General features: G+C 70.2%; 18 protein-coding genes, 3 tRNA genes and 1 pseudogene. 6 read left to right on the forward strand and 16 right to left on the reverse strand.

What is annotated here, in order from left to right; translation table 11 throughout:
* Window positions 1-221 precede the first annotated feature (221 nt).
* Window positions 222-1373, reverse strand: a complete 1152-nt coding sequence (locus ACIBVQ_RS30830) for an LLM class flavin-dependent oxidoreductase (protein WP_399181729.1) — start codon at window positions 1371-1373, stop codon at window positions 222-224.
* Window positions 1363-2361, reverse strand: a complete 999-nt coding sequence (locus ACIBVQ_RS30835) for an LLM class flavin-dependent oxidoreductase (protein ID WP_352011632.1) — start codon at window positions 2359-2361, stop codon at window positions 1363-1365. The genes ACIBVQ_RS30830 and ACIBVQ_RS30835 overlap by 11 nt, the downstream gene beginning before the upstream one ends.
* A 934-nt stretch (window positions 2362-3295) precedes the next feature.
* Here ACIBVQ_RS30835 and ACIBVQ_RS30840 point away from each other — a divergent pair.
* A pseudogene (locus tag ACIBVQ_RS30840) lies at window positions 3296-3894 on the forward strand (transposase family protein); the annotation flags it as partial.
* A gap of 142 nt (window positions 3895-4036) precedes the next feature.
* On the opposite strand, the gene ACIBVQ_RS30845 reads toward ACIBVQ_RS30840, so the two are convergent.
* The 7 genes from ACIBVQ_RS30845 to ACIBVQ_RS30875 form a co-directional block, all read right to left on the reverse strand.
* Complete coding sequence (locus tag ACIBVQ_RS30845; protein ID WP_386194689.1) at window positions 4037-4801, reverse strand: VOC family protein; 765 nt, start codon at window positions 4799-4801, stop codon at window positions 4037-4039.
* Window positions 4802-4921: 120 nt separating this feature from the next.
* The gene (locus ACIBVQ_RS30850; protein ID WP_399181731.1) at window positions 4922-5590 is read right to left on the reverse strand and encodes a hypothetical protein; all 669 of its coding nucleotides are present in this window, start codon (window positions 5588-5590) and stop codon (window positions 4922-4924) included.
* Complete coding sequence (locus tag ACIBVQ_RS30855) at window positions 5587-6129, reverse strand: RNA 2'-phosphotransferase (RefSeq protein ID WP_352011635.1); 543 nt, start codon at window positions 6127-6129, stop codon at window positions 5587-5589. Before ACIBVQ_RS30855 ends, ACIBVQ_RS30850 begins: the two co-directional genes overlap by 4 nt.
* Before the next feature lie 129 nt (window positions 6130-6258).
* Window positions 6259-7209: a hypothetical protein gene (locus tag ACIBVQ_RS30860; RefSeq protein ID WP_399181733.1), complete on the reverse strand. Its 951-nt coding sequence runs from the start codon at window positions 7207-7209 to the stop codon at window positions 6259-6261.
* Between the two features lie 106 nt (window positions 7210-7315).
* Window positions 7316-7390, reverse strand: a tRNA-Val gene (locus ACIBVQ_RS30865).
* Between the two features lie 15 nt (window positions 7391-7405).
* Window positions 7406-7476, reverse strand: a tRNA-Cys gene (locus ACIBVQ_RS30870).
* Window positions 7477-7501: 25 nt separating this feature from the next.
* A tRNA-Gly gene (locus tag ACIBVQ_RS30875) sits at window positions 7502-7573 on the reverse strand.
* A gap of 237 nt (window positions 7574-7810) precedes the next feature.
* Between ACIBVQ_RS30875 and dusB the strand changes: the two genes are divergently transcribed.
* Entirely contained in the window at window positions 7811-8926 is a 1116-nt protein-coding gene (gene dusB, locus ACIBVQ_RS30880; RefSeq protein ID WP_362911445.1) for a tRNA dihydrouridine synthase DusB, read from the forward strand.
* Between the two features lie 24 nt (window positions 8927-8950).
* Here the strand turns inward: dusB and ACIBVQ_RS30885 are convergent, their stop codons facing one another.
* Window positions 8951-9475: a DUF2087 domain-containing protein gene (locus tag ACIBVQ_RS30885; RefSeq protein WP_352011638.1), complete on the reverse strand. Its 525-nt coding sequence runs from the start codon at window positions 9473-9475 to the stop codon at window positions 8951-8953.
* A gap of 54 nt (window positions 9476-9529) precedes the next feature.
* Here ACIBVQ_RS30885 and ACIBVQ_RS30890 point away from each other — a divergent pair, with 54 nt between their 5' ends.
* Entirely contained in the window at window positions 9530-9907 is a 378-nt protein-coding gene (locus ACIBVQ_RS30890; RefSeq protein WP_352011639.1) for an MmcQ/YjbR family DNA-binding protein, read from the forward strand.
* Between the two features lie 8 nt (window positions 9908-9915).
* Here the strand turns inward: ACIBVQ_RS30890 and ACIBVQ_RS30895 are convergent, their stop codons facing one another.
* Entirely contained in the window at window positions 9916-12408 is a 2493-nt protein-coding gene (locus ACIBVQ_RS30895; protein WP_352011640.1) for a DUF3516 domain-containing protein, read from the reverse strand.
* Window positions 12409-12480: 72 nt separating this feature from the next.
* Complete coding sequence (locus tag ACIBVQ_RS30900) at window positions 12481-13782, reverse strand: acyltransferase family protein (RefSeq protein WP_399181736.1); 1302 nt, start codon at window positions 13780-13782, stop codon at window positions 12481-12483.
* 196 nt (window positions 13783-13978) lie between these two features.
* Between ACIBVQ_RS30900 and ACIBVQ_RS30905 the strand changes: the two genes are divergently transcribed.
* From ACIBVQ_RS30905 to ACIBVQ_RS30915, 3 genes are read left to right on the forward strand one after another with little or no spacing between them, the layout of a single operon-like run.
* Entirely contained in the window at window positions 13979-15226 is a 1248-nt protein-coding gene (locus ACIBVQ_RS30905; protein WP_352011642.1) for a sensor domain-containing protein, read from the forward strand.
* On the forward strand, window positions 15217-15864 hold the full coding sequence (locus tag ACIBVQ_RS30910; RefSeq protein ID WP_352011643.1) for a response regulator transcription factor: 648 nt from the start codon (window positions 15217-15219) through the stop codon (window positions 15862-15864). Before ACIBVQ_RS30905 ends, ACIBVQ_RS30910 begins: the two co-directional genes overlap by 10 nt.
* A gap of 4 nt (window positions 15865-15868) precedes the next feature.
* Window positions 15869-16870, forward strand: coding sequence for a phosphotransferase enzyme family protein (locus ACIBVQ_RS30915; RefSeq protein ID WP_399181739.1), 1002 nt, complete (start codon window positions 15869-15871; stop codon window positions 16868-16870).
* Here the strand turns inward: ACIBVQ_RS30915 and ACIBVQ_RS30920 are convergent.
* The 4 genes from ACIBVQ_RS30920 to ACIBVQ_RS30935 all read right to left on the reverse strand — a co-directional run bounded on the left by ACIBVQ_RS30920 (window position 16849) and on the right by ACIBVQ_RS30935 (window position 21410).
* A complete protein-coding gene (locus ACIBVQ_RS30920) occupies window positions 16849-17949 on the reverse strand; it encodes a HesA/MoeB/ThiF family protein (RefSeq protein WP_399181741.1) in 1101 nt (366 codons plus the stop codon). The genes ACIBVQ_RS30915 and ACIBVQ_RS30920 overlap by 22 nt on opposite strands.
* 90 nt (window positions 17950-18039) lie before the next feature.
* Complete coding sequence (locus tag ACIBVQ_RS30925) at window positions 18040-18168, reverse strand: hypothetical protein (protein WP_352011646.1); 129 nt, start codon at window positions 18166-18168, stop codon at window positions 18040-18042.
* Window positions 18169-18221: 53 nt separating this feature from the next.
* Window positions 18222-19514, reverse strand: a complete 1293-nt coding sequence (locus tag ACIBVQ_RS30930; RefSeq protein ID WP_399181743.1) for an MFS transporter — start codon at window positions 19512-19514, stop codon at window positions 18222-18224.
* Window positions 19515-19556: 42 nt separating this feature from the next.
* Complete coding sequence (locus ACIBVQ_RS30935; RefSeq protein ID WP_399181745.1) at window positions 19557-21410, reverse strand: tetratricopeptide repeat protein; 1854 nt, start codon at window positions 21408-21410, stop codon at window positions 19557-19559.
* Between the last annotated feature and the right edge of the window lie 855 nt (window positions 21411-22265).

Here is a 22265-nt window from a genome sequence, read left to right on the forward strand (position 1 = left end):
CGGCCGCTGTTCTTCCCGTTGTGTGTGACGAGAAACTCCCGCGCCCTGCCGCCCTCGTGGGCCCACGATGCCCCGTCGATCACCGAGGCAATTATTTGTTCACACTTTAGAAAGGCAGGGTTAATTAAAGGGAGAGGCGAACCGATATTTCCGGGCGTAGGGGATTGGGATCTTCCCCGGCGCCGGAGGACCAGGCCCCCGCCCCGGTCACACCTTCCGGGCTATCGTACGACGGCGCCGCGCAGCAGCGGCAGGACGTGCGCCCCGACCCGGTAGGCCTCCTCAAGGTGAGGCACCCCGCCCAGGACGAACGCCTCGACGCCGAGCCCGATCAGCTCGTCGAGCCGCGCCGCCACCTGCCGGTAGTCACCGACCAGCCCGAAGGCGGGGCCCGCGCGCAGCACGTGGAACCCGCCCCACACGTTGGGTGAGATCTCAAGCGCGCGGTAACCGCCCCGCGCGCCGTTCCCGCCGGAGCCGATGTCCTGACCCCGCTGCCAGCCGACGGAGTCGCCCAGCCCGACATAGGCCGGGGTCGCGGCGGGGCCGGGCCGCGACCAGCCGCGCTCGACCTCCTGCCAGGCCTCCTCCTCGGTCTCCCTGGCCAGCACGTCGAGCCGTACGGCGAACCTCGGGGCACGGCCGACGCCCACACTGTGCTCGCGCACCTGCTCGAACTTGGCGGCCAGCGCGGCCGGGGGCTCCAGCCAGGAAAGGTAGTAGTCGGCGTGCCTGCCCGCCGCGGCGATCGCCGCCTTCGACGAGCCGGTGAAGAAGACCTCGGGGAACGGCTGCCCGGCCAGCGCCGGGGGCAGGCCGCCACCCCGCACCCGGTAGAAGCGGCCCTCGTGGTCGTAGGAGTGGTCGGCGGCGTACCAGACCCCCCTGAGCACGTCGAGGAACTCCGAGGTGCGGGCGTAGCGGTCGTCGTGCTCGACCCTGTCCCCCCACCACAGCTGCTGCGGGCCGCCACCGCCCGAGATGACGTTGTAGACCGCCCGCCCGCCGGTGGCCAGCTGCAGGCTCGCGGTCATCCGCGCCGCCTGAACCGGGTGCAGGAACCCGGGCTGGAAGGCGATCATGAACCGGTAGGTGCTGGTCTCCCTGGCGAGCGCCGCCGCGGCGGCCCACGGGTCGTCGGTGTGCGGAAAGGAGGGCAGCAACGCCCCGACGAAACCGGACGCCTCCGTCGCCTTGGCCACCTCCGCCAGATAGTCGACGTGACTGTAGCCGTCGGGCTTGCCGTGCCTGAGGCCGGGCGCCAGCCCGCCGACCGCGCCGGGGGCGAAACCGCCCCGGCTCGCGGTCCCCTTCCTGCGCAGCGACGGCTGGTCGCCCTCCATGGCCATTCGCCAGTAGAAGTCAACCGGCATTATGGATCTCCTTAGCCAACAGCGGGAGCAGGTGTTCTCCCAGCCGGTAGGTCTCCTCCAGGTGCGGTTCCACCTCCAGGAAGAACGCGGAGACACCCCTGTCGAGGTAGCCGCGGATCGCCGCGGCGACGTTCTCGTAGGACCCGACCAGGCCGGCACCCCCGAAGCCGTGCCACAGTCTCGTACCGCGTTCCGGCTCGGGGAAGGTCTCCCGTGTTCCCGAGCGCAGGAGCCACAGCCGCAGGGCGTCCCTGCGCGCCTCGTCGTCGTCCTCCCTGGCCAGCACAGGCAGGCGCAGGCCGTACGCCAGGTCGCGGCCGAACTGGGCGGCGAGTGCCTGCAGTTCGGCGATCGCGGGGTCCAGGTCGTCCTCGGGGCCGAAGACGTGCAGGTCGGCGTGGCGGGCGGACAGTGACATCGCCTCGGCGGAGGTGCCGGAGAGCTGGACGCGGGGGAACTCCCGGCCGGAGAGGGGGAACAGCAGGCCTCCGCCGAGCACCTCGTAGAAACGCCCGGCGAAACCGTAGTCCTCCTCGTGCCACACCCCCCTGGCCACGGTGAGGAACTCCTCGGCGCGGGCGTAACGTTCCGTGCCCTCGACGAAGTCTCCCTGGGAGCGGGCCACCCGGGGGTCGAGGTCGACGGCCAGCCGCCAGTCGAGACGGTCGCCGGAGAAGCGTTGCAGCGACGCCGACAGCTTGGCCGCGTACACCGGGGTCGCGATTCCCGCGTGGAACTCCGCCGAGACCCGCATGTGCCGGGAACCGCGCAGCAGCCCTCCGGCCACGATCAGCGAGTCCTGTCCTGCGGGGTCGAAGGGCGCCAGTACCCCGCCCAGCCCGGCCAGCTCGGCCGCCCTGCCGATCCTGGCCAACCGCTCGTACGGCCCCGCCGCGCTGGGCCGTACGTCGGTGACGAACCCCGGCAACGTGGGAAAGGTGCTCGTGCCGTCCTCTGCGGGCAGGGTCAGATGGAACTCGGGTCTCACGTGCGAGCCCCCTGCTGAATCGCCACGGAAAACCTCGGAGCGGCGAAAGGGGACGTAAGTGCGTCACTCCGGTGCATACCGGAACGAACAGTCATCGAAATCCTTTCTGCGTAGGGACTTCAGGTTTCAGTCCTGCGGAAACGTGTTTCGGTGCTGCGCCCGGCGAGGAGGGCTCACTTTTCCCGCCGCCGGGCAGGGGTCCCCAGACAGTGATCGTAAGATAAAAACTCACAAAATCCACGAAGAGTCCGATATTTCCCACAAAAGATGGCGGTTGTGAGGCTTCAGGCACCCCTGTTCACTGCCGAAGCCTTCAGGGTCACCCGCCGCGCGCCGCCGCCAGGGCGAACCTCCACGGCGTCGGTCCGCGTCACGGGCTCCCGGCGGGGCATGACGACGGCGCGGCGGCAGGCCCCGCGATTCCGGGGATGAGCACTCCGCGGCAGACGTCCCCTCGATGCCCCGCAGGCTTTACGGACAGGGCGAAATCGACTTTCTCCACCGCGTCCTACCGGGCCCGGCCGCCGGCCGCCCTTCCGTGGCTCTGGGGGACCGGCGCGCTCTCCGGCCCTCGTGACCGAGGTGATCCCGGCTGTCGAGTACGGCTACGGCCTGGCGCTCACGCGGGCCTTCGAGACCCTCGTGGCGGGCCGCGAACGTCAATAAGGTGACGATTCCACCTGCGGGGTGCCGCGAACGAATCCGTCCGTTCTTCTCGTCGGTCGTATACGCCTGGGGATTTCCAGATCTCCGCCAAGATAGATAATGAGGCTTGTGAGATGAATTATCGGTTTAGTGAGCCTTTTTCATCTTCTGGCGCTGGGCCGCTGGTCACAGCATGATCGCGAGTTGCGGATTCGGCGTGTGACATAGAGAAACCCCTGTTAGACGGGTTGATCACCACAATCACCGCGTCCGAACCAGAGGTCTCTGCGTGCTCTTCTATCGCGCTGCCGTCGATTTGTCGCGTTCAACACTGAACTACGTTGCCGGGCTGATCCGCCGTCGTCGCAAGGCGATCGGGTCGACGTGGCGGCTGCTCAACCCCGGCCGGCAGGCCCTGCTGGTGCTGGTCTATCCGCGCAAGGACGAGACGTTCACCGAGATCAGCGCCGGCTTCGGGGGGTCGGCGACGACGGCCTGGCGGTACGTGGAGGAGACCGTCACGCTGCTGTCAGCCCGCTCACCCAAGCTCACACCGGCGTTGCGGAAGGCGAAGAAGGCCGGGCCGACCCACATGATCCTGGACGGGACGCTCATCCCCACCGGCCGCGTTCGGGCCGACCGCCCCACTTCTCCGGCAGGCATCGGATGCACGGGATGAACGTGCAGGTCATCGCAGCTCCGGATGGGGCGATCCTGTGGACGTCCGGCGCGATGCCGGGCAAGACCCACGACCTGACCGCCGCCAGAGCATGGGGCATTCCGTGCGAACCGGAGAAGGCGGGGATTCTCACCCCGGCCGACAAGGGTTACCAAGGGATCGGGGGCACCGTCGTCATCACCCCGTACAAGGGCAAGAACAAGCCGGAGCCCTCGTCTGGCTCCTGACCTCTTCTCCGACCGTCATTGGGCCGCCCCCCCCCGGCGAACGGCTGTGTGCCAAGGCTCTGTCCTGGTCGAGAGCAGCCCGGAGCCCGGCCGTCCGGTGAAACGGCCGGGCGGTTCGGGGGCCTCAGGCGGTGGTGCTGGTGATGACGGCGAACAGGGCGCCGTGGTGGTCGGCGAGCACGGCGAAGCAGCCGACGCCGGGCACGTCCGAGGCGGGCACGTGGACGGCCCCGCCGAGCTGCTCGGCCAGGGCCACGGTCGCCTCACAGGAGGCGACCTCGAAGTAGGGCAGCCAGTGCGGCCTGCCACCCTCCTGAAGCGGCATGAGCCCGCCCTGGTCGGCGTTCTCCCCCTCGGCGGGGGAGACCACGACGTAGGTCATGTCGCCGAACGGAGTCTCCTGGGCCCGCCATCCGAAGACCGCCTGGTAGAAGGAGCGGGCGGCGTCGGGGTTCGGGACGTACAGTTCGGTCCAGGTCAGGGAGCCGGGGACGGTGGCCAGGTCGAAACCCGTGGTCGCGATGGGCTGCCAGACGGCGAACTCGGCCCCCTCGGGGTCGGTGAAACCGGCCATCCGGCCCTCGCCGAAGACGTCGTGGGGACCGAAGCGCACCGTGCCGCCCGCCTGCTCGACGGCCTTGGCCGTGGCATCGGCGTCGTCGGTGCCGAAGTAGAGGGTCCAGGCGGAGGTCGCCCCCGCGTCGAGCGGCCCGACTGCGGCGACGGTCCTGCCGTCGAGCTGGAGGAAACCGTAGTCTCCGGCCTCGGGACCGGCGGCCTGGAAACTCCAGCCGAACAGGGAGCCGTAGAAGGCGGCCGAGGCCGCGACGTCGGGCGAACCCAGGTCGATCCAGCCGGGGGCGCCGGGGACGTGGTCAGTGGTGATCATGGCGTGCTTCCTGAGGAGGAGGATCAAGGACGTGTCCTCCGGAGACCACCACTGCGGGAAGGCGCCCCCTTCGGATCGCGCACAGCATCGCAGAGGCGACCGACAATTCCCGGCGCGCGATCAGAGGGCCCAGGTCGGCCGATATTCGACGTGCAATCTGCCCGAACGTCTCCGCCGGCCGAAGTCGATCTCCGCGCAGAAGTGGCCGTCCGGCCGCTCCGCCAGATGGGCGGGGGCCTCGGTGACCAGCGGACGGATCATGGTGGCGCCCGTGCGCAGGAACGCCTCTGGACCGCCGACGACGAAAAGCGTCCTGGCGGCCACGGCGAAGTGGAGATGGTCGTGATACTCCCGGTGGGCGACCCGGTCGTGGTCGATCATGCCCGCGTCGGGGAAGACGTCCCCGGGAAGCGACACGGTGTGCGGACGTCCCGTCCCCAGCCTGGCCCGTACGGCGGGCCAGCGCGACGGGGGGAACCGCATGGAGTGGTGGACGAGCACCAGGTCCAGGGGCTCCACACCGGAGTCAGGAGCCGGTTCCTCCGGCGGGAGGTTGGCCCGCATGGGCAGGTGGACCAGCGAGTGACGGGAACGCGCGGCCAGCCCCCACGCCACGGCCAGTACGGCCGCCGCCTCACCGTCCACATACATGGCCAGGGCCCAGCCTCCGTCGTCGAAGAGGAAGGCCCGTCGTGGTGGCCGGTCGGGCCACAGCACCCGGTACTCGTCGCGGCCGAGCCGTACCCGGCTGATCCGCATCCGCTGCCCCGTCCGGGAAGAGCGCGTCATCCGGGAAGGCGCAGGAACGACGGGGGAACGTGGTCGGTGAGCCAGACGCCGTTGGCGCTGATCCGGAACTCGTGACCCGCGGCCCGCATCGCCGCGGCGTCCACGACGAGGACGACCGGGACACCCCTGCGGGATCCGACCCGGGTCGCGGTCTCCCGGTCGGGGGAGAGGTGCACGTGGTGGCGGTTCATCGGCCGCAACCCCTCGGCGCGGATCGCGGCCAGGTTGCGCGCGACCGTGCCGTGGTAGAGGGTCGCGGGCGGCTCCGCCACGGGAAGGCCGAGGTCGACGGCGACGGAGTGGCCCTGGTTGGCCCGGATGCGGCCGTCCTCGATGACGTATCTCCGCTTGTCGTTGTCGGCGACGACCTGTTCCAGCTCGGCCGGGGAGAAGGGGAAGCCGTGCGCGGCGGCGGCCGTCAGGAGCGTGTCGACCTCGACCCAGCCACCGGCGTCGAGGGTGATCCCGATCCGCTCGGGCCGGTGCCGCAGGTGCTTGGCGAGATACTTGGAGATCCGCACCGTCCGCCGTTCGTCCATCACAGCCTTTCCAGGACGCCGCACCCGTGCTCCGGGCGGGCGGCCTTCACCGTTTCCCATGGATTCTCACGCGTCCGCGCGGGGCGGGCCAACACGTTTTCGCGCTCGCCCGCCCCGGCGTTCGTCCGGTCACCGGTCCCGGAGGAAGGCGAGCATCTCGGTGCGGGTGCCCTCGTCCGGCTCGACGGCCGAGGCCCGCCGTACCCAGTCCCGGGCCTGATCGGGTACGGCCTCCTCGGGCCAGGCGGACAGGGCGGCCAGGGCGGAGCGCCGGATCCGGGTGATCCGGTTGCGCAGCGCCACGTCGATCAGCGGCAACCCGGTACCGGGAAAGGCGTCCAGCCCGCTCACGACGGCTTCCAGAGACTGGTCCGGCCCGTACTCGTCGCCGAACCCGTGATGTTCGCCGGGCCCGTTCGCCAGGCCGGGCAGGGGGAGGAGCCGCTCGGCCAGGCGGCTGAGCCGTTCGGCCTGCGGTGGGGAGGCGAGGCGGACGGCCCGGTACCAGGTGAACTCGTCCAGCGGTTCGATCTCCAGGTGGTCGATGATCTGCGGGATGACGGACAGCCGTAGCCGTCCGGCCGCCCACAGCGCGTCGCCGAAGTCGGCGCGGTACGGGTCGCCCAGATGCGCCAGCACCGTGTCGCTCCACGGAGGTTCGGCGGCGAGCTCCTCGTAGCGGCGGAGCAAGGCGGCCCAGGGGGAGTCGCCCGGAGACGTGCGGAGGAAGGCCAGGACGCTGAGCAGGCTGTTCAGCCTGCCGAGAGTGGCCTGCCGGGTGGCGAGGAGTTCGGCGAAGCGGCGAATGACGGGCAGGGCGTCGGGGTAGTCGTCCATGTCCTCGGCCGGCCCGCCCTGTGCCAGGGCGGTCAGTATGTCCCCCGCGCCGTCGAGCAGGGCGTCGTCGACCTCCGCTTCGAGGAGTTCCGAGTACAGGTCACCGGTCGTGGCCGCGAGGTGGGCCAGGTACTCGTTCATGATGTCGTTGCGGAAGCCGTACCGCAGCAGCCAGGCCTTGATCTCCGGATCGTCGCAGTCCTTCGTGGGAGGAGAGCCGGATGACGGGACGAACATCGGCACCGGCGAGGGGATCGGCCGGAAACGACAAAAGCCCCAGACTCTCGGCACGCGCCGTGAGCTGGAGCTTTGTCTGTCCGCCGACCAGGCCGGGCCTGGCGGTGAATTCTGGTGGACGATACAGGGATTGAACCTGTGACCTCTTCCGTGTCAGGGAAGCGCTCTCCCGCTGAGCTAATCGTCCTCGTTGAAGAACCAGAGGTGGAGACGGGATTTGAACCCGTGTACACGGCTTTGCAGGCCGTTGCCTCGCCTCTCGGCCACTCCACCGGAGTGAGAGCCCGAAGACCCTTCGAGCGGAAGACGGGATTCGAACCCGCGACCCTCACCTTGGCAAGGTGATGCTCTACCACTGAGCCACTTCCGCGTGTTTTCGCCGGGTGTTTTCCCTGCGGCAACGAGAGAACTCTAGCGGGTTTTCCGAGTGCTTGCGTAACCGCGGTCAGCCGGGGCCGCGGAGACGCGGCGAAACCACGCTCGACGGCGGGCAGGTGATCCGCGGCCGCAGGAGCGTCCTGTCCTCCACCGTCGGCCACTGTCGGAGTGGGTCCGCCCTGTCCAGGCGGAATTCGTCCCATCGGGCTCAGTGCGGTAGAAACACCAGGTGGAGTCGTTGAAACTGGGGTCGCTCGAGGTCTGGCCTCCGGTGGTCCTCGCCCCCATGGCGGGCATCACCAACGCGCCGTTCCGCACGCTGTGCCGGGAGCAGGGCGGGGGGCTGTTCGTCTGCGAGATGATCACTACCAGGGCGCTGGTCGAGCGCAACGCCAAGACGCTCAAGATGATCCGCTTCGGCCCCGGCGAGAGTCCGCGCAGCCTTCAGCTCTACGGGGTCGATCCGGCGACCGTGGGCAGGGCGGTCCGCATGGTCGCGGAGGAGGACCTGGCCGACCACGTCGACCTCAACTTCGGCTGCCCGGTGCCCAAGGTGACCCGGCGAGGCGGCGGGTCGGCGCTGCCGTACAAGCGGAACCTGCTGCGGGCCATTCTGCGTGAGGCCGTGCGCAACGCGGGGACGCTGCCGGTGACGATGAAGATGCGCAAGGGCATCGACGACGACCACCTCACCTACCTGGACGCCGGGCGCATCGCCGTCGAGGAGGGGATCGCCGCGGTCGCCCTGCACGGCCGTACGGCGGTGCAGCACTACGGCGGCACGGCCGACTGGGACTCCATCGCGCGGCTGAAGGAGGCGGTGACCGAGATCCCGGTGCTCGGCAACGGCGACATCTGGAGCGCCGAGGACGCGATGCGGATGATGGCGCGGACGGGCTGCGACGGTGTCGTCGTCGGCCGGGGCTGTCTGGGGCGTCCCTGGCTGTTCGCCGACCTGGCGGCGGCGTGCGCCGGTGGCGCCGAGCTGGCCAGGCCGACGCTGGGACAGGTCGCCGCGACGATGGACCGGCACGCGACGCTGCTCGCCGAGTGCTTCGGCAGCGAGCAGCACGCCGTCGCCGACTTCCGCAAACACGTCGGCTGGTACCTCAAGGGCTTCGTGGTCGGCGCCGACCTGCGCCGCCGCCTGGCCACCGCGGAGACCCTGGACGATCTCAGGCGGGGGCTGGCCGAGTTGGACCCCGGCCAGTCCTGGCCCGAGGGCGCCGACACCCCGCGCGGCAAGACCCATCCGCGTGAGCGCGTCCACCTGCCCGCCGGCTGGTTGGACGACCCCTACGAGATCGTCGTCCCGGACGCCGAGCTGGAGGTCTCGGGCGGCTGACCGGAGCCCACGGCCCAGGCCCGGTCAGCCGACCGTGTCGACCGGGCCGCCGCTGCGCCAGTAGACGTTGTTCTCCCGGCTCAGCAGCCCCTCGTCCACCAGATAGCGGCGCAGCGCCGCGTAGTCGTCGTGGAAGGCGCGCAGCGTGACGTCCACGTCCTTCTCCGGGTAGCGGACCCCGGGTTCGAAGACCTGGACGATGTAGTTCAGCACGACCAGCTGCTTGTCCCGTTTGCTGGGGATCGCCCTGAGCCGTCCCTCGACGAGGAAGGACCGCAGAATCCTCTCCTCAGCCGAGACCGCGGGCTCGGCGGGCTTGGCCGAGGCGTGCAGCAGCTCACGGAACCGTTCCCGCCGCGCCTCCCAGTTCCCCTTCTCGTCCCGTACGGCAAGCCCGCCACGCTCCAGCCTGTCCAGCGCCCGCCGCACGACCTGCCTGTCGGGCCCGGCCTCCTCGGGGGCGCCTCCCAGGACCAGGGTGGAGAACACTCGCAGCGTGTCCTCCTGGTAGAGCAGGCCGAGCACCTGCCTGATCGCCTCGTCGCTCATGCCCCCATTCTTGTCGGTCCCCTCTGGTAGTTCTGCACCATGCACAGTCGCGGAGTGAGCCCTGATGAGTTCCTGCGGATCGCGTCCTCGCTGCCGGAGGTCGAGCTGGTCCAGCACAGTGAGGAGTGGGTCGGGCTCAGGGTGAGGGGCAAGGGCTTCGGCTACCTGTCGGAGGCCAAGCAGAGCGCGCAGCTCAAGGCGACCCTGGCCGAGCAGGCGGCGATGGTCGGCGAGAGTCCGGAGGTCTACGGCCGGTCGTGGACCAGCGGTCAGTTCGGCTGGGTCGAGATCCGCCTGTCGCTGGCCGACCCCGAGGAGCTGACCGAGGTGGTCACCGAGGCCTGGTGCCTGACCGCTCCCCGCTCCCTGGCCGCCGACCACGAGCGCCGCCTGGGCCTGGTCCCCCTGTCCCCGGACCTCGTGGACGACTGAGAACCCCGTTACAACCGATTCAGGCCGATCACATGCACGACAGCGCGGCCCTCCTCGTCGGAGGCGCCCAGGTCGACCTGGGCGTCGATGCCCCAGTCGCCGTCGCCCGCCGGGTCGGCGATGACCTGGCGGACCCGCCAGAACTCCTTCTCCTCCTCGATGCGGAGCAGGCCGGGGCCACGGGCGTCGGGGCCGGTGCCGATCTCGTCGTGGTCGTCGTAGTAGGCGTCGAGCGCGGCTCCCCAGTCGACGTCGGGGGCCAGCTCGGCCAGTTCCTCCTCCCTCTCCACGGCGGCCAGCTCGACCAGCCGGAACATCGCGTTGCGCACCAGCACCCGGAAGGCGCGGCTGTTGGCGGTGACGGGCTTGGTCTTCTCCTCAAGGGAGGGCGCCTCGATCTCGCCGGAGGGGTTCTGCAGCTGCTCCCACTCGTCCAGGAGACTGGAGTCGACCTGCCGGACCAGTTCGCCGAGCCATTCGATGAGGTCGATGAGGTCCTCGGTCTTGAGGTGCTCGGGGATGGTCCGTGACAGGGTGCGGTAGGCGTCGGCGAGATAGCGCAGTACGGTGCCCTCCGACCTGGCCAGCTCGTAGAACTGGACGTAGTCGGCGAAGGTCATCGCCCGTTCGTACATGTCCCTGACGACCGACTTCGGGCTGACGGTGTAGTCGCCGACCCAGGGGTGACCGCGGCGGTAGGTCTCGTAGGCGCCCAGCAGCAGGTCGGCGAGCGGCATCGGGTAGGTGACCTCGTTGAGGAGCTCCATCCGCTCCTCGTACTCGACGCCGTCGGCCTTCATCTGCGCGACGGCCTCCCCCCTGGCCTTGTTGAGCTGGGCGGACAGGATCTGCCTCGGGTCGTCGAGGATGGACTCGATGATCGAGACCATGTCCAGGGCGTAGGAGGGCGACTCCATGTCCAGCAGTTCGAGGCTGGCGAGGGCGAAGGTGGACAGCGCCTGGTTGAGTGCGAAGTCCTCCTGCAGGTCGACGGTGAGCCGGGCCATCCTGCCCTGTTCGTCGGCCTCGGGAAGCTTCTCGACCACGCCGCCGGCCAGCAGGGAGCGGTAGATCGCGATGGCCTGGCTGATGTGCCGCCGCTGCAGTTTGCGGTCCTCGTGGTTGTCGGTGAGCAGGTGTTTCATCGCGGCGTAGCAGTCGCCCGGCCGGTTGATCACCGCCAGGAGCATCGCGTTGCTGACCTTGAACCGGGAGGTCAGCGGTTCGGGTTCGGCGGTCTGCAACTTCTCGAAGGTCTCCTCGCTCCAGCCGACGAAGCCCTCCGGCGGCTTCTTGCGGGAGTAGCCGCGCCGCCGCTTGGGGTCGTCGCCGATCTTGGCCAGGGCCCGTTCGTTCTCGATGACGTGTTCCGGGGCCTGGCAGGCGACGTAGCCGATGGTGTCGAAGCCCGCCCGGCCCGCGCGTCCGGCGATCTGGTGGAACTCGCGGGCGCGCAGCCGCCGTACCTTGTTGCCGTCGTATTTGCTCAGCGCGGTGAACAGCACCGTCCTGATCGGCACGTTGACGCCGACGCCGAGGGTGTCGGTGCCGCAGATGACCTTCAGCAGGCCCGCCTGGGCGAGCCGTTCGACCAGTCTGCGGTACTTGGGCAGCATTCCCGCGTGGTGCACGCCGATGCCGTGCCGTACGAGACGGGACAGGGCGCGGCCGAAGCGCGTGGTGAACCGGAAGTTGCCGATCATGGCGGAGATGGCCTCCTTCTCCGCCTTGGTCGACATGTTGATGCTCATCAGGGCCTGTGCCCGCTCCATGGCCGCGGCCTGGGTGAAGTGGACGACGTAGACCGGGTACTGGTTGGTGGTGAGCATCTCCTCCAGGGTCTCGTGGAGGGGGGTGAGCCGGTAGGAGTAGACCAGGGGCACCGGGCGCTCGGCGTGCTTGACGACCGCGGTCGGCCTGCCGGTGCGGCGGGTGAGGTCGGCCTCGAACCTGGTGACGTCGCCCAGCGTCGCCGACATCAGGATGAACTGCACATTCGGCAGTTCGATCAGCGGCACCTGCCAGGCCCAGCCCCGGTCGGGTTCGGCGTAGAAGTGGAACTCGTCCATCACGACCTGGCCGATGTCGGCCTGGGCGCCGTCGCGCAGCGCGACGTTGGCGAGGATCTCCGCGGTGCAGCAGATGACGGGGGCGCCGGGGTTCACGCTGGCGTCCCCGGTCATCATGCCGACGTTCTCGGTGCCGAAGATCGCGCACAGGTCGAAGAACTTCTCCGAGACCAGGGCCTTGATCGGCGCGGTGTAGAAGGTGCGCACGTCCCGGGTGAGCGCGACGAAGTGCGCTCCGGCCGCGACCAGGCTCTTTCCCGAGCCGGTCGGGGTCGACAGGATCAGGTTGTTGCCCGAGACGACCTCTATCAGCGCCTCCTCCTGGGCGGGATAGAGGGTGAGCCCACGCTCGGCGTTCCACTCGACGAAGGCGTCGAAGATGGTGTCGGGGTCGGCGTCGATCTCTTCTGGCAGGCGATCTACAAGGCTCACGGTTCAATACTGCCGAAGAACTGGAGGTGGTCGGACCGGCCCGGCGGCCACCACGCGCCGGAACCGCCCCACTTAATCACGATAAATCGGGATTTGACGGGGTGTTGAAACCGGGGAGTGGCCGAGCAACAAGCCCGTCACCAGCATGCCCGTCCCCACCATCGGCACCGGCCCGGGAACGAAGCCCATCACGGTGAAGATCAGCAGCCCCGCCCCGGTCAGCGCCCCGGCCACCACGATCCTGGCCGTCCCGCCCCGGTACGGCGAGGCCGCGCCGGCCGCCTCGAACCTGGCGAACCCCCGCAGCAGCGGCCACAGCGCCAGGACGAGCACGAGCAGCCAGTGCGGCCATCCGGACAGCCACGCGGACGTCCCCGGCTCCGGCGTCGAGACACCGAGACCCACCACGACCACCGCGGCCACCACGAACAACGCGCTCATGTGCCACAGGTAGACGGTCATCATCCTGGAACCGGCCCAGCGCAGCGCCCTGGCGACCCCCGGCCATCCCGCGAACTCCGTGATCCACGGGCGCAGCGCGGCGGCGAGCCCGATCTGGCCGACGCCGACCGCCAGCAGCGCGATCGTCGGCGGCGCCATGTTCGAGACGGCCGCCCCCGGCATCCCGATCATGCTGCCCGGGTACGGGCCGAAGGCCACCAGGGCGGCCGCCGTGCCGTACCCGGCGAGTGCCAGCAGCCAGGGGCGGCCAAGGCGCCCGTCGGCGTAGAGGAAACCGAGCTGGTGCACGGCCAGCCAGACCAGTCCGACGTTGACGAACCCGATCACCTCAAGCCCGCTGGTGAAACGCGCGACGTCGACCACCACGGCCCCGGCGGACAGGGCCACGGGCACGCGCCAGCCGTACACCATGTTGAGCCTGAGCATCCGCGGGGTCAGCGCGACCACGACCAGGTAGACCGCCAGGAACCACAGCAACTGCCCGGCCAGCCGCGCGGCCGTGACCACCGGCTGCTGCGGAACGCCCAGGGCGAGCAGCAGGTGCGGCAGCGGGATCCAGACCGCGGCCAGCGGCACAACGGGCAGGGCCAGCCTGCGCAGCCGCGCCGCCAGCCAGACCGGGATCGTCTCCCCACGCCGTACGGCCGCGCGCCAGCTGATCGCGTTGGCCGCGCCCCCGGCGAAGAACACCAGCGGCATCACCTGGCTGATCCAGGTGATCGCCCACGCCCAGCCCGTCGCCAGCGCGTTCCCCGTGGTGATCCGGCCCTCGGCGAACGAGAGCACCGGCATGCTCCAGTGCTGGAGCACGACCAGGGCCATGCCGAACACACGCAGGACGTCCAGAAAAGGGTCACGTCCCGGAGGAGGCGGTGCGGAGCGGGCCGTCGAACGGGGGGCGATGAGGGTCACGGGGGTCTCGATTCTCGGGAGAACTCGGGGAGGGGCCGGTGAGACGACCCTCCCGCGCGGCCCCGTGCCGGCGCAGTAACGCACGCATCCGTCTTGACCTCGCCGTCACCCCCCTGCCCGGGGTAGGGAAAACCCCACCTCTTGACACCGGCACGCAGGGTCGAAGGACCGCTACGGCGCTCATACGGTTGGCGGCATGAGAACCGTCTTGCGCCGCATCGGCTCCGACACCCGATATCTGATCGCCGGGTTCCCGCTTTCCCTCGTCTTCTTCGTCCTGGCGGTGGTGGGTTTCTCCGCGGGCGTCGGAACGGTGGTCGTCTGGGTCGGTCTGCCGATTCTGGCGGGAACGCTCATGATGGCGCGTGGCATGGCCGATGTGGAGCGGCGGATGCTGCCCGAGATACTCGGCCGTCCCGTGCCCAGGCCGCGTTACCGGCCGGCACCGGAGCGCGCCGGAGCGTTCCGCCGCATGGTGAACCCGCTGACCAGCGGGCAGTCGTGGCTCGACCTGCTCTACGGCATCGTGTCCCTCCCGCTGGCCATCCTGACCTTCGTCGTCGCGGTCGTCTGGTGGGCGGGCACGATCCTGGGGCTGACCTACCCGATCTACGGATGGGCCATCGCCAGGATGCCGGACAACCACGGACTCGCCGAACTGCTCGGGTTCGGCGACAGCGCCGTGGTCGAGGTGGCGTTCAACACCGCCATCGGGGTGCTGTTCGCCGTCACCCTGCCGTTGATGCTGCACGGCGCCGCGCTGGTGCGGGCGGGCCTCGGCCGCGCCATGCTGACCGGCGTCGCCGAACTGCACGAGCGCATCGACGACCTGGCCCAGGGCCGGGCGGCCGCGGTCTCCGCCGAGGCGAACGCGCTGCGCCGTCTCGAACGCGACATCCACGACGGGCCGCAGCAGCGCCTGGTCTCCCTGGCCATGGACCTGTCCCGGGCCCAGCGCCAGCTCAAGCGCGACCCGCAGGCGGTCGAGGAGATGCTCAGCCAGGCCATCACCTCGACCAGGGAGACCCTGGACGAGCTGCGGGCCCTCTCCCGGGGCATCGCGCCCCCCATCCTCACCGACCGGGGACTGGCCCCCGCCCTCGCCGCGCTGGCCGGCCGCTGCACGATCCCGGTCGAGCTCGACATCCAGATCACCGGCCGCTTCGCCGCCGCCATCGAGAACACCGTCTACTTCGTGGTCGCCGAGTCCCTGACCAACGTGGCCAAGCACAGCCACGCGAACGTCTGCACGGTGACGCTGAGCAAGGCCGGTGGCGTCCTCATGCTGACCATCGGGGATGATGGGGTCGGCGGTGCGCACACCGCCAAGGGACATGGCCTGTCCGGCCTGACCGACCGTCTCAAGGCGGTCGACGGGACACTCGCGGTCGACTCACCGCTGGGCGGGCCGACGGTGATCGTGGCGGAGGTTCCGTGCGGGTAGTCGTGGCCGACGACGCAGTCCTGATCAGGGAGGGCCTGATCAGGCTGCTTGAGGAGTTCGGATGCGAGGTGGTGGCGGCCGTCGGCGACGGTGACCGGCTGATCGAGGCCGTCGCCGAGCACAGGCCCGACGTCTCGGTCGTGGACGTCAGGATGCCTCCGAGCTTCACCGACGAGGGCCTGCGGGCGGCCGTCGAGGCGCGCAGGCGGGTGCCGGGCGCGCCGGTGCTGATCCTGTCCCAGTACGTGGAGGTCTCCTATGCCGACGACCTGCTCGCCGACGCCAGGGGCGCGGTCGGCTATCTGCTCAAGGACCGGGTCGTCGACGTCGACGACTTCATGGCGGGCCTGCGCGCGGTCGCGACCGGGGGCACCGTCTTCGACCCGCAGGTGGTGGCGCAGCTGATGGTACGGCGCCGCCGCGACGACCCGCTCGCCCAGCTCACCCCGAGAGAGCGCGAGGTACTCGGCCTGATGGCGGAGGGCAGGTCGAACCCGGCCATCGGACGTCAGCTGGTGATCAGTGACGGCGCGGTCGAGAAGCACATCCGCAGCATCTTCGCCAAGCTCGGCCTCTACGCCGAGGACGGCGACCAGCATCGCCGCGTCCTGGCCGTCCTGGCCTACCTGCGCTCCTAGGAACATGCGGGCCCACGACCTGTCCGCCGGAGAGGCGGTGCTGGCCCGGGTGCACGGCGTCGCCCGTGAGGCGGCCCGCCTGTACGGCCTGCCGGACGCCGAGGTCACGCTGATCAACGTGTCGGAGAACGCCACCTACCGGATCGACGACCCGGTGACCGGGGAACGCCGGATCCTGCGGGTGCACCGGCTCGGCTACCACTCGGCCCCGGCCATCATGTCGGAGCTGGCGTGGCTGGAGGCGCTCAGACGTGAGGCCGGGGTCAGGACCCCCGAGGTGATTCCCACGCCCGGGGGACGGCGGGTGCTGACCGTTCCCGGCGCGCAGCCCCGCGACTGCGTGATGTTCGAGTTCCTGCCGGGCGCAGAACCGCCCCAGGACGACGCCCTGGTGGCCGGGTTCGAGCGGCTGGGCGCGCTCACCGCGCGGATGCACCGGCACGCGCGCGCCTGGCGGCCCCCCGCCTGGTTCACCCGTTTCCACTGGGACCACGACGCGGCCCTGGGCGTCGAGTCGCGCTGGGGCCGCTGGCGGGACGGGGTGGGCGTCGACGACCGGGCCCGTGCCGTACTGGGGCGGCTCGACGCGCGGCTGCGGGAACGGCTGCGCCGCTTCGGCCGGGGCCCGGAGCGCTACGGCCTGATCCACGCGGATCTGCGCCTGGCCAACCTGCTGGTGACCGGTGGCGGGGAGCCCAGCGTGATCGACTTCGACGACTGCGGTTTCGGGTGGTACCTCTACGACCTGGCCGCGGCGCTCAGCTTCATCGAGCACGACCCCAGGGTCCCCGAACTGGTCGACGCCTGGCTGCGGGGTTATCGCGCCGTCACCCCCCTGCCCGCGCGGGACGAGGCGGAGGTCTGGACGTTCGTCATGTTCCGCCGTCTGCTGCTGGTCGCCTGGATCGGCACGCACACCGGCGTGGAGACCGCAGCCGAACTCGGCGCCGCCTACACCGAGGGAACCTGCGAGCTGGCCGAGCGCTACCTGTCCGGGAGGCTGTGAGGCCCGCGGCAGCTGTCGCACCTTCCGGCCTCGCCGTACTCGCGGAAGACGAGCTGGTCGGGCGCGATCAGGTTGACGCCGTGGATGAAGTTCGCGTGGATCTCGGGGACGCGGGTGATGGTCCTGACGACCGCGTTGGCGACCAGATGACCGGAGATCCCGGCGGAGGCGGCCGTGACGCCGGGGCCGCCGAGGTCGACGGACAGGCCAAGGGAGTCGGTGTGCAGCGGGGTCTGGAGGTTCCTGTGCCGTTCCTGCGCCTCGATGACGCACTCGTAGCAGAGCCCGTGTCCGGGCAGGAAGACGCCGACCGTCACGAAGGGGCCGTTGTAGCCGCCGCCGACCCACGGCAGCCCGGCGGCCGCGCACGCCCGGCTCGTCCACACCCTGATCCCGCCGGGCCCGCCGGGTTCGTCGGCGCACAGCGCCACCACGTCGTAGCCGTCCATCAGCCGGGCCAGATCCTCCTGGGAGGTGGTCCGCGCCCGCTCGCCGGTGATCCGCACGTCGGAGTTGAGGGCGCGCAGCCGCTCCAGGGCGGTCTCGGCCTTCGGCCTGCCCACGTCCCGTTCGGAGTAGAGGACCTGCCGGTTGAGGTTCGACAGTTCGACCAGGTCGGGATCGACGCAGTGCAGGGTCCCGACGCCGGAGGCCACCAGGGCCTGCGCCGCCGTCGCCCCGGTGCCGCCCAGGCCGATCAGGAGGACCCGGGCCTGGCGCAGCCGCAGCTGAGCCTCCCAGCCGTGCTCTCTCGGGGTGAGGTCGGCCCAGCGGAAGAAGGCGTGGCTGCGGCTGTAGCGCTCCCTTTCGCGGGGGGACAGCTCCTCGGGCGCGCTCGCCCCCGCGTCCTCGACGTGACCGGAGCGGATCAGTTCGCCGACCAGCTCGGCCGCCTCGGCGGCGGGCAGGCCGGTCAGGAGCCCGGCGATCTCGGCGGGGCTCCGGGTGCCGTCCATCGCCCGCAGCGCCTCCCACACCAGGCCGTCCGGATCCTCGATCTCCTCCGCCACCCCGTAGACCTGGCCGCCGATCCGGATTCTGCCGTCCGCCAGCCGGTAGGCGGTGTGCTCCTTCTTCACTCTCGGTAACCGCACGGCCTCCCCCGGAGGACCTCACTGGGCCGGTCCGGCGTCACTCGGGAGACACCGGACCGGCCGGAACCCTAGGTGTCAGTTGCCACTGGAGTTGCTGGCGACGTTACCGGCCATCTCGATCTTGTCGAGCCTGCGGATGCGGATTCTTCTCTTGATCTGTGCCGCACCCGCGGTGGGCCTCGGGCTCTTGTCGTTTCCGGCCATCACGCACTCCATCCGAATCGGTCGTGCTGGTCTTTCCTTCGAGCTGTCCCGCCTTACTGATGATCATAATGGGAGGCGACGGAAACGACTTCAACCCTCTTTCTCGCTTTAGTGGGATTTGGACGGTATTTACTTCTGAAGTATGTCGTTCCCGAAGTCATGAAGGCCGTCAATGGCAGAGCGACACCCGCGAAACCGGCCATCAGAAGAACCGGCGCGCTTCCCAGAGCCGCCTCGGCGGGGCCGGTGAGAACCAGGCCGAGAGGAGTGAGCGCGGAGGCGGCGATCCAGTCGAGCGAGACCACGCGCGCCAGCCGCTCCGCGGGCACCTCGTGCTGGAGCGAGACCACCCACTGCACGGAGAAGACCTCGATCCCGAACCCGGCCAGGGCGAAACAGGCGTAGACGATCCACGGGGCCTGCGAGAAGCACAGGGCCGGAGGCACCAGCCCGTACGCCGTCAGCCCCGTGATCGCCGCGAGCCCCGGCCGCCGGGGCTTCCAGAGCATGCTGAACACCCCTCCCGCCAGGCCGCCGACGGAGAGCAGGGCGAGACCGGTCCCGTAGAAGGCGTCGCCCCCGAAGCTCTCCCTGGCCAGGACCGGGAGCAGGACCTGCGCCGGGGCGATCGTGAGCATCGACTGCAGCGCGGTCACCACGATGACGGTCCCGATCCAGCGCCTCAGCCAGACCTCACGCACCCCCTCGGCGATCTCCCGCCAGGCCGAGGCCCTGGCCGTACGGACGACCACGGGCTCCCGCAGGAGGACCAGGGCGCACAGGCTGAACGCGAAGGCCCCCAGGGCCGCCACGAAGGCCGCCCTGACCGGGGCCGACGAGACCAGGAGGGCGCCGAGGCCGGGACCGGCGATGGCGCCGACACGCCAGGAGACGGCGTTGAGGGCCGCCCCCGCGGGCCGCTGCTCCGGGGTGAGCACCGACCCGAGGCACGCCTGGAAGGCGGGGCGGAAGAAGGCCTCGGCCGCCCCGGCGAGGAAGACCATCCCGCCGAGCACCCAGGCCGAGGTGACGCCCGCCAGGCCGGCCATGACCACGCAGCACAGGAACACCTGCGAGGCGAGCATGACGTGCCGTCTGGGCAGCCGGTCGGCCCACACGCCGCCGAAGAGCCCGAACAGGACCAGGGCGGCCCAGCGCGAGGCGAGCACCGCCCCGACCTCCGTGGCGGTGCCGCCCGCGTCGAGCAGTGAGACGACGACCGCGACGGGAAACACCTGGTCTCCGGCCACGGAAGCGATAAGGCTTATCCAAAGAGTCCGGAATTCCCGATTTCCTAATACCGAGCCGGTGGGCCACTTTGGGATAAGCCTTCGGAGGGCGCTCATGCTGGTGAATGATGCGCTATTTCCCCGTGGGTAACAAGGTTGTCAAGGGCGCTGTAGCGCCTCTCTTATCTCATCGTCGTCAGGGGCGAGATCCAGCGCCCGGGTGAGGTCGGCCACGGCCTCCTCCTCCCGTCCGGCGGCGCGCAACGCCATCGCCCGGTTGAACAGCAACGCCGGATCGGCGCCGGGTTCGAGGGCCCGGGTGAAGTCGGAGACCGCTCCCTCGGGGTCGCCGGTCTCGAACGCCAGCATCCCCCGGCTCGCCCAGGCCGCCATCAGCGAGGGGGAGAGCTCGATGGCCCTGTCGAAGGCGGCCCTCGCCCGTTCGGTACGGCCCTGCGCCATCTCGATCTGGCCGAGCGCGCACAGCAGGTACGGGTTGAGCTGGTCGATCCGCAGCCCCGCCTCCGCGTCGGCCCTGGCCCTGCCGTACTCGCCGAGCGCGGCCAGCAGGCCCGCCCGGTTGGCGAGCCCGTCCACGAACTCCGGGTCGAGTTCGAGAGCGTGGTCCAGGTCGGCGAGCGCTCCCTCGTGGTCACCGGCCGAGAAGCGGATCTCGGCCCGGTTGTAGTACGGCTCGGGGAAGGGCGGCCCGACCCGCATCGCCGTCTCGTAGTCGGCGACCGCCTCCTGGCTCCTGCCCAGCCGATGGAGCAGGTTCCCCCGGTCGATGTAGTAGTCGGGATGGCCGGGATCGATCCCGATCACGGTGTCCAGGTTCTCCAGGGCCTCCTCGGGGCGGCCCAGCGCGACGGCCAGCTGCGCCCTGTTGGCCAGCAGCACCATCCGGTGGATCGGGTGCTCGCCGGGCGGCAGGTCCCGCTCCGCCAAGCCGAGCGCCTCCTGGACGAGGTCGAAGGCCCTGCCGGGACGGCCGAGGCGCAGCTCGACCAGTGCCCGGCCGTTGAGGTCGAAGCCCAGCCTGAAGGCCCGTTCACGGGGGTCGGGAAGCAGCCCGGAGATGGCGACGGCCTGGTTCACCCAGGCGAGCGCGGCCTCGGGGTCGCGCCTGGCCGGATCGTGGTCGCGGACCTTGAGCATGGCCGTCGAGTAGGCCGCGGAGGCGTGCGTGACGGGGGAGACGCTCTCTCTCCTGGCCCGGTCGAACAGGGCCAGGGCCTCAGGCTCGCGGCCGAGCGCGCCCAGCGCGGTCGCGGTGTCGTGCACCAGCCGCCACCAGGTCTCCTCGGGAGTCTCCCGGGTCTCGGCGGGACCGGCCAGGGCCAGCGCGCGTGATCCCAGCTCGGCGGCCGCGTCGTGACAACCCGCCTCAAGACACCACTCGACGGCGAAGCGCAGCGCCTCGACCGCGCTGTGCGGCCGCGTGCCGTGCTCACGGTGGTGCGGGATCGCGCCGAGCCGCGCCCCGATCGTCCCCTCCCGCTCCAGCGCGTCGGCGAGCGCGTCGTGCTCCTCGGGGCTGAGGGACTTCTCCGGCACGACCTGCCCGCCGGTCACCACGGTCAGCAGCCCGGGGTCGATCCGGCGGCGCAGCACCGCCAGCAGTTCCCTGTCGGTCGGGTCCGCCTCGTGGACGTTCTCCACGACGAGCGTCCTGGGCCCGGTCTCGGCCAGATGCTCGCGGAGGAACTCGGCGAACCCGTTCGACAGACGCAGGGTACGGCGGGGCGCGTGGACCAGGATCCGCTCCGCCTTCGGCAGCAGACCGGTCAGCGACCGGCGCCTGAGCGGGATCAGGTGGTGCGCGTCGGGCGCCACCGCCCGCAGCTCTATGTCGTAGCGGGCCACCAGCTCGGGCCGCGCGACGGGCACGAGAGCCGAGACGATCGCGCTCGCGGCCGTGTACGGCCCGCGCAACCGCCGGTCGGCGTCCACGGGGGGCAGGAGCAGCGGGGCGAGGGGCGGGTCCTCCTGGGGGAACGATCCCAGACTCACCGGTCTCCTTTAAGTCACCTGTGTGTTCGTAAGGGGCCGGCGCCCACCACTGGGCGCCGGTTCCGTTGGCTCGACGTCAGCCGACATGCTTGGGGCTGGCGGCTCCGCTGAGCGTAATCGTGCCGGGCTTGTGAACAATTACTCGCTTCATTGCGTTGCCTCTCCCATAAATAAGAACAAATCGCAAGTATTCGCACCAGTCATATGGATTGACAAGGCATATCCTCAGACTGGCCGAATCAGGACACGCCTATGGACAAACCGGTTCAAGAGGCATATTTCTGGCGAGGCTGTGTCCAGCGAAAGCCCATACGCGCCTGATCGGAGGAGTCGGCATGACGGGTCGCCCGAGCCCGTACGTGCCCGATCCGGCAGGGCCGGGCACGTACGGTCACACGGTGTGCTCGTACGGCAGGGCACTTCCGCGCCGTGGGGCGGGGCGGAAGGCGGGCGCCGGGGGCGGGGTCACCTGGTGTGGGCACGCTCCCAGAGTACGACGGGCTCCGGCGCGGAGCCGCGCGGGTGCCGGAAACGACCCCTGACCTCCCTGTGTGCCGCGCGCCTGGCGGGACCTCCCGGGTGCCGGCGGTGCGGCGCCGGGAGTGCGGGGGCCTCTGGGGGAACGGGTGCGAGAAGAGGTCCCGGAGGACGGCGGGGCGCCTCGTGGGAGGAAAGCATCTTCTGGGGAACGAGGGACTCAACGGTAAATCCGCCTCTTCTGGTGGAGAAATCGAGATAAGTCCCCATGGTTTATTTCGTGGAAAAGTCAAGTGTTGGGATGACTTTTCTGGAAAAGCCTGGATATTGGGGAGGGGGTTCGGAAACCGCTCCACGGGACGGTCCGGCCCGCGGCCC

The sequence above is a fragment of the Streptosporangium sp. NPDC049376 genome, from assembly GCF_044466505.1.
Classification (GTDB): Bacteria; Actinomycetota; Actinomycetes; order Streptosporangiales; family Streptosporangiaceae; genus Streptosporangium.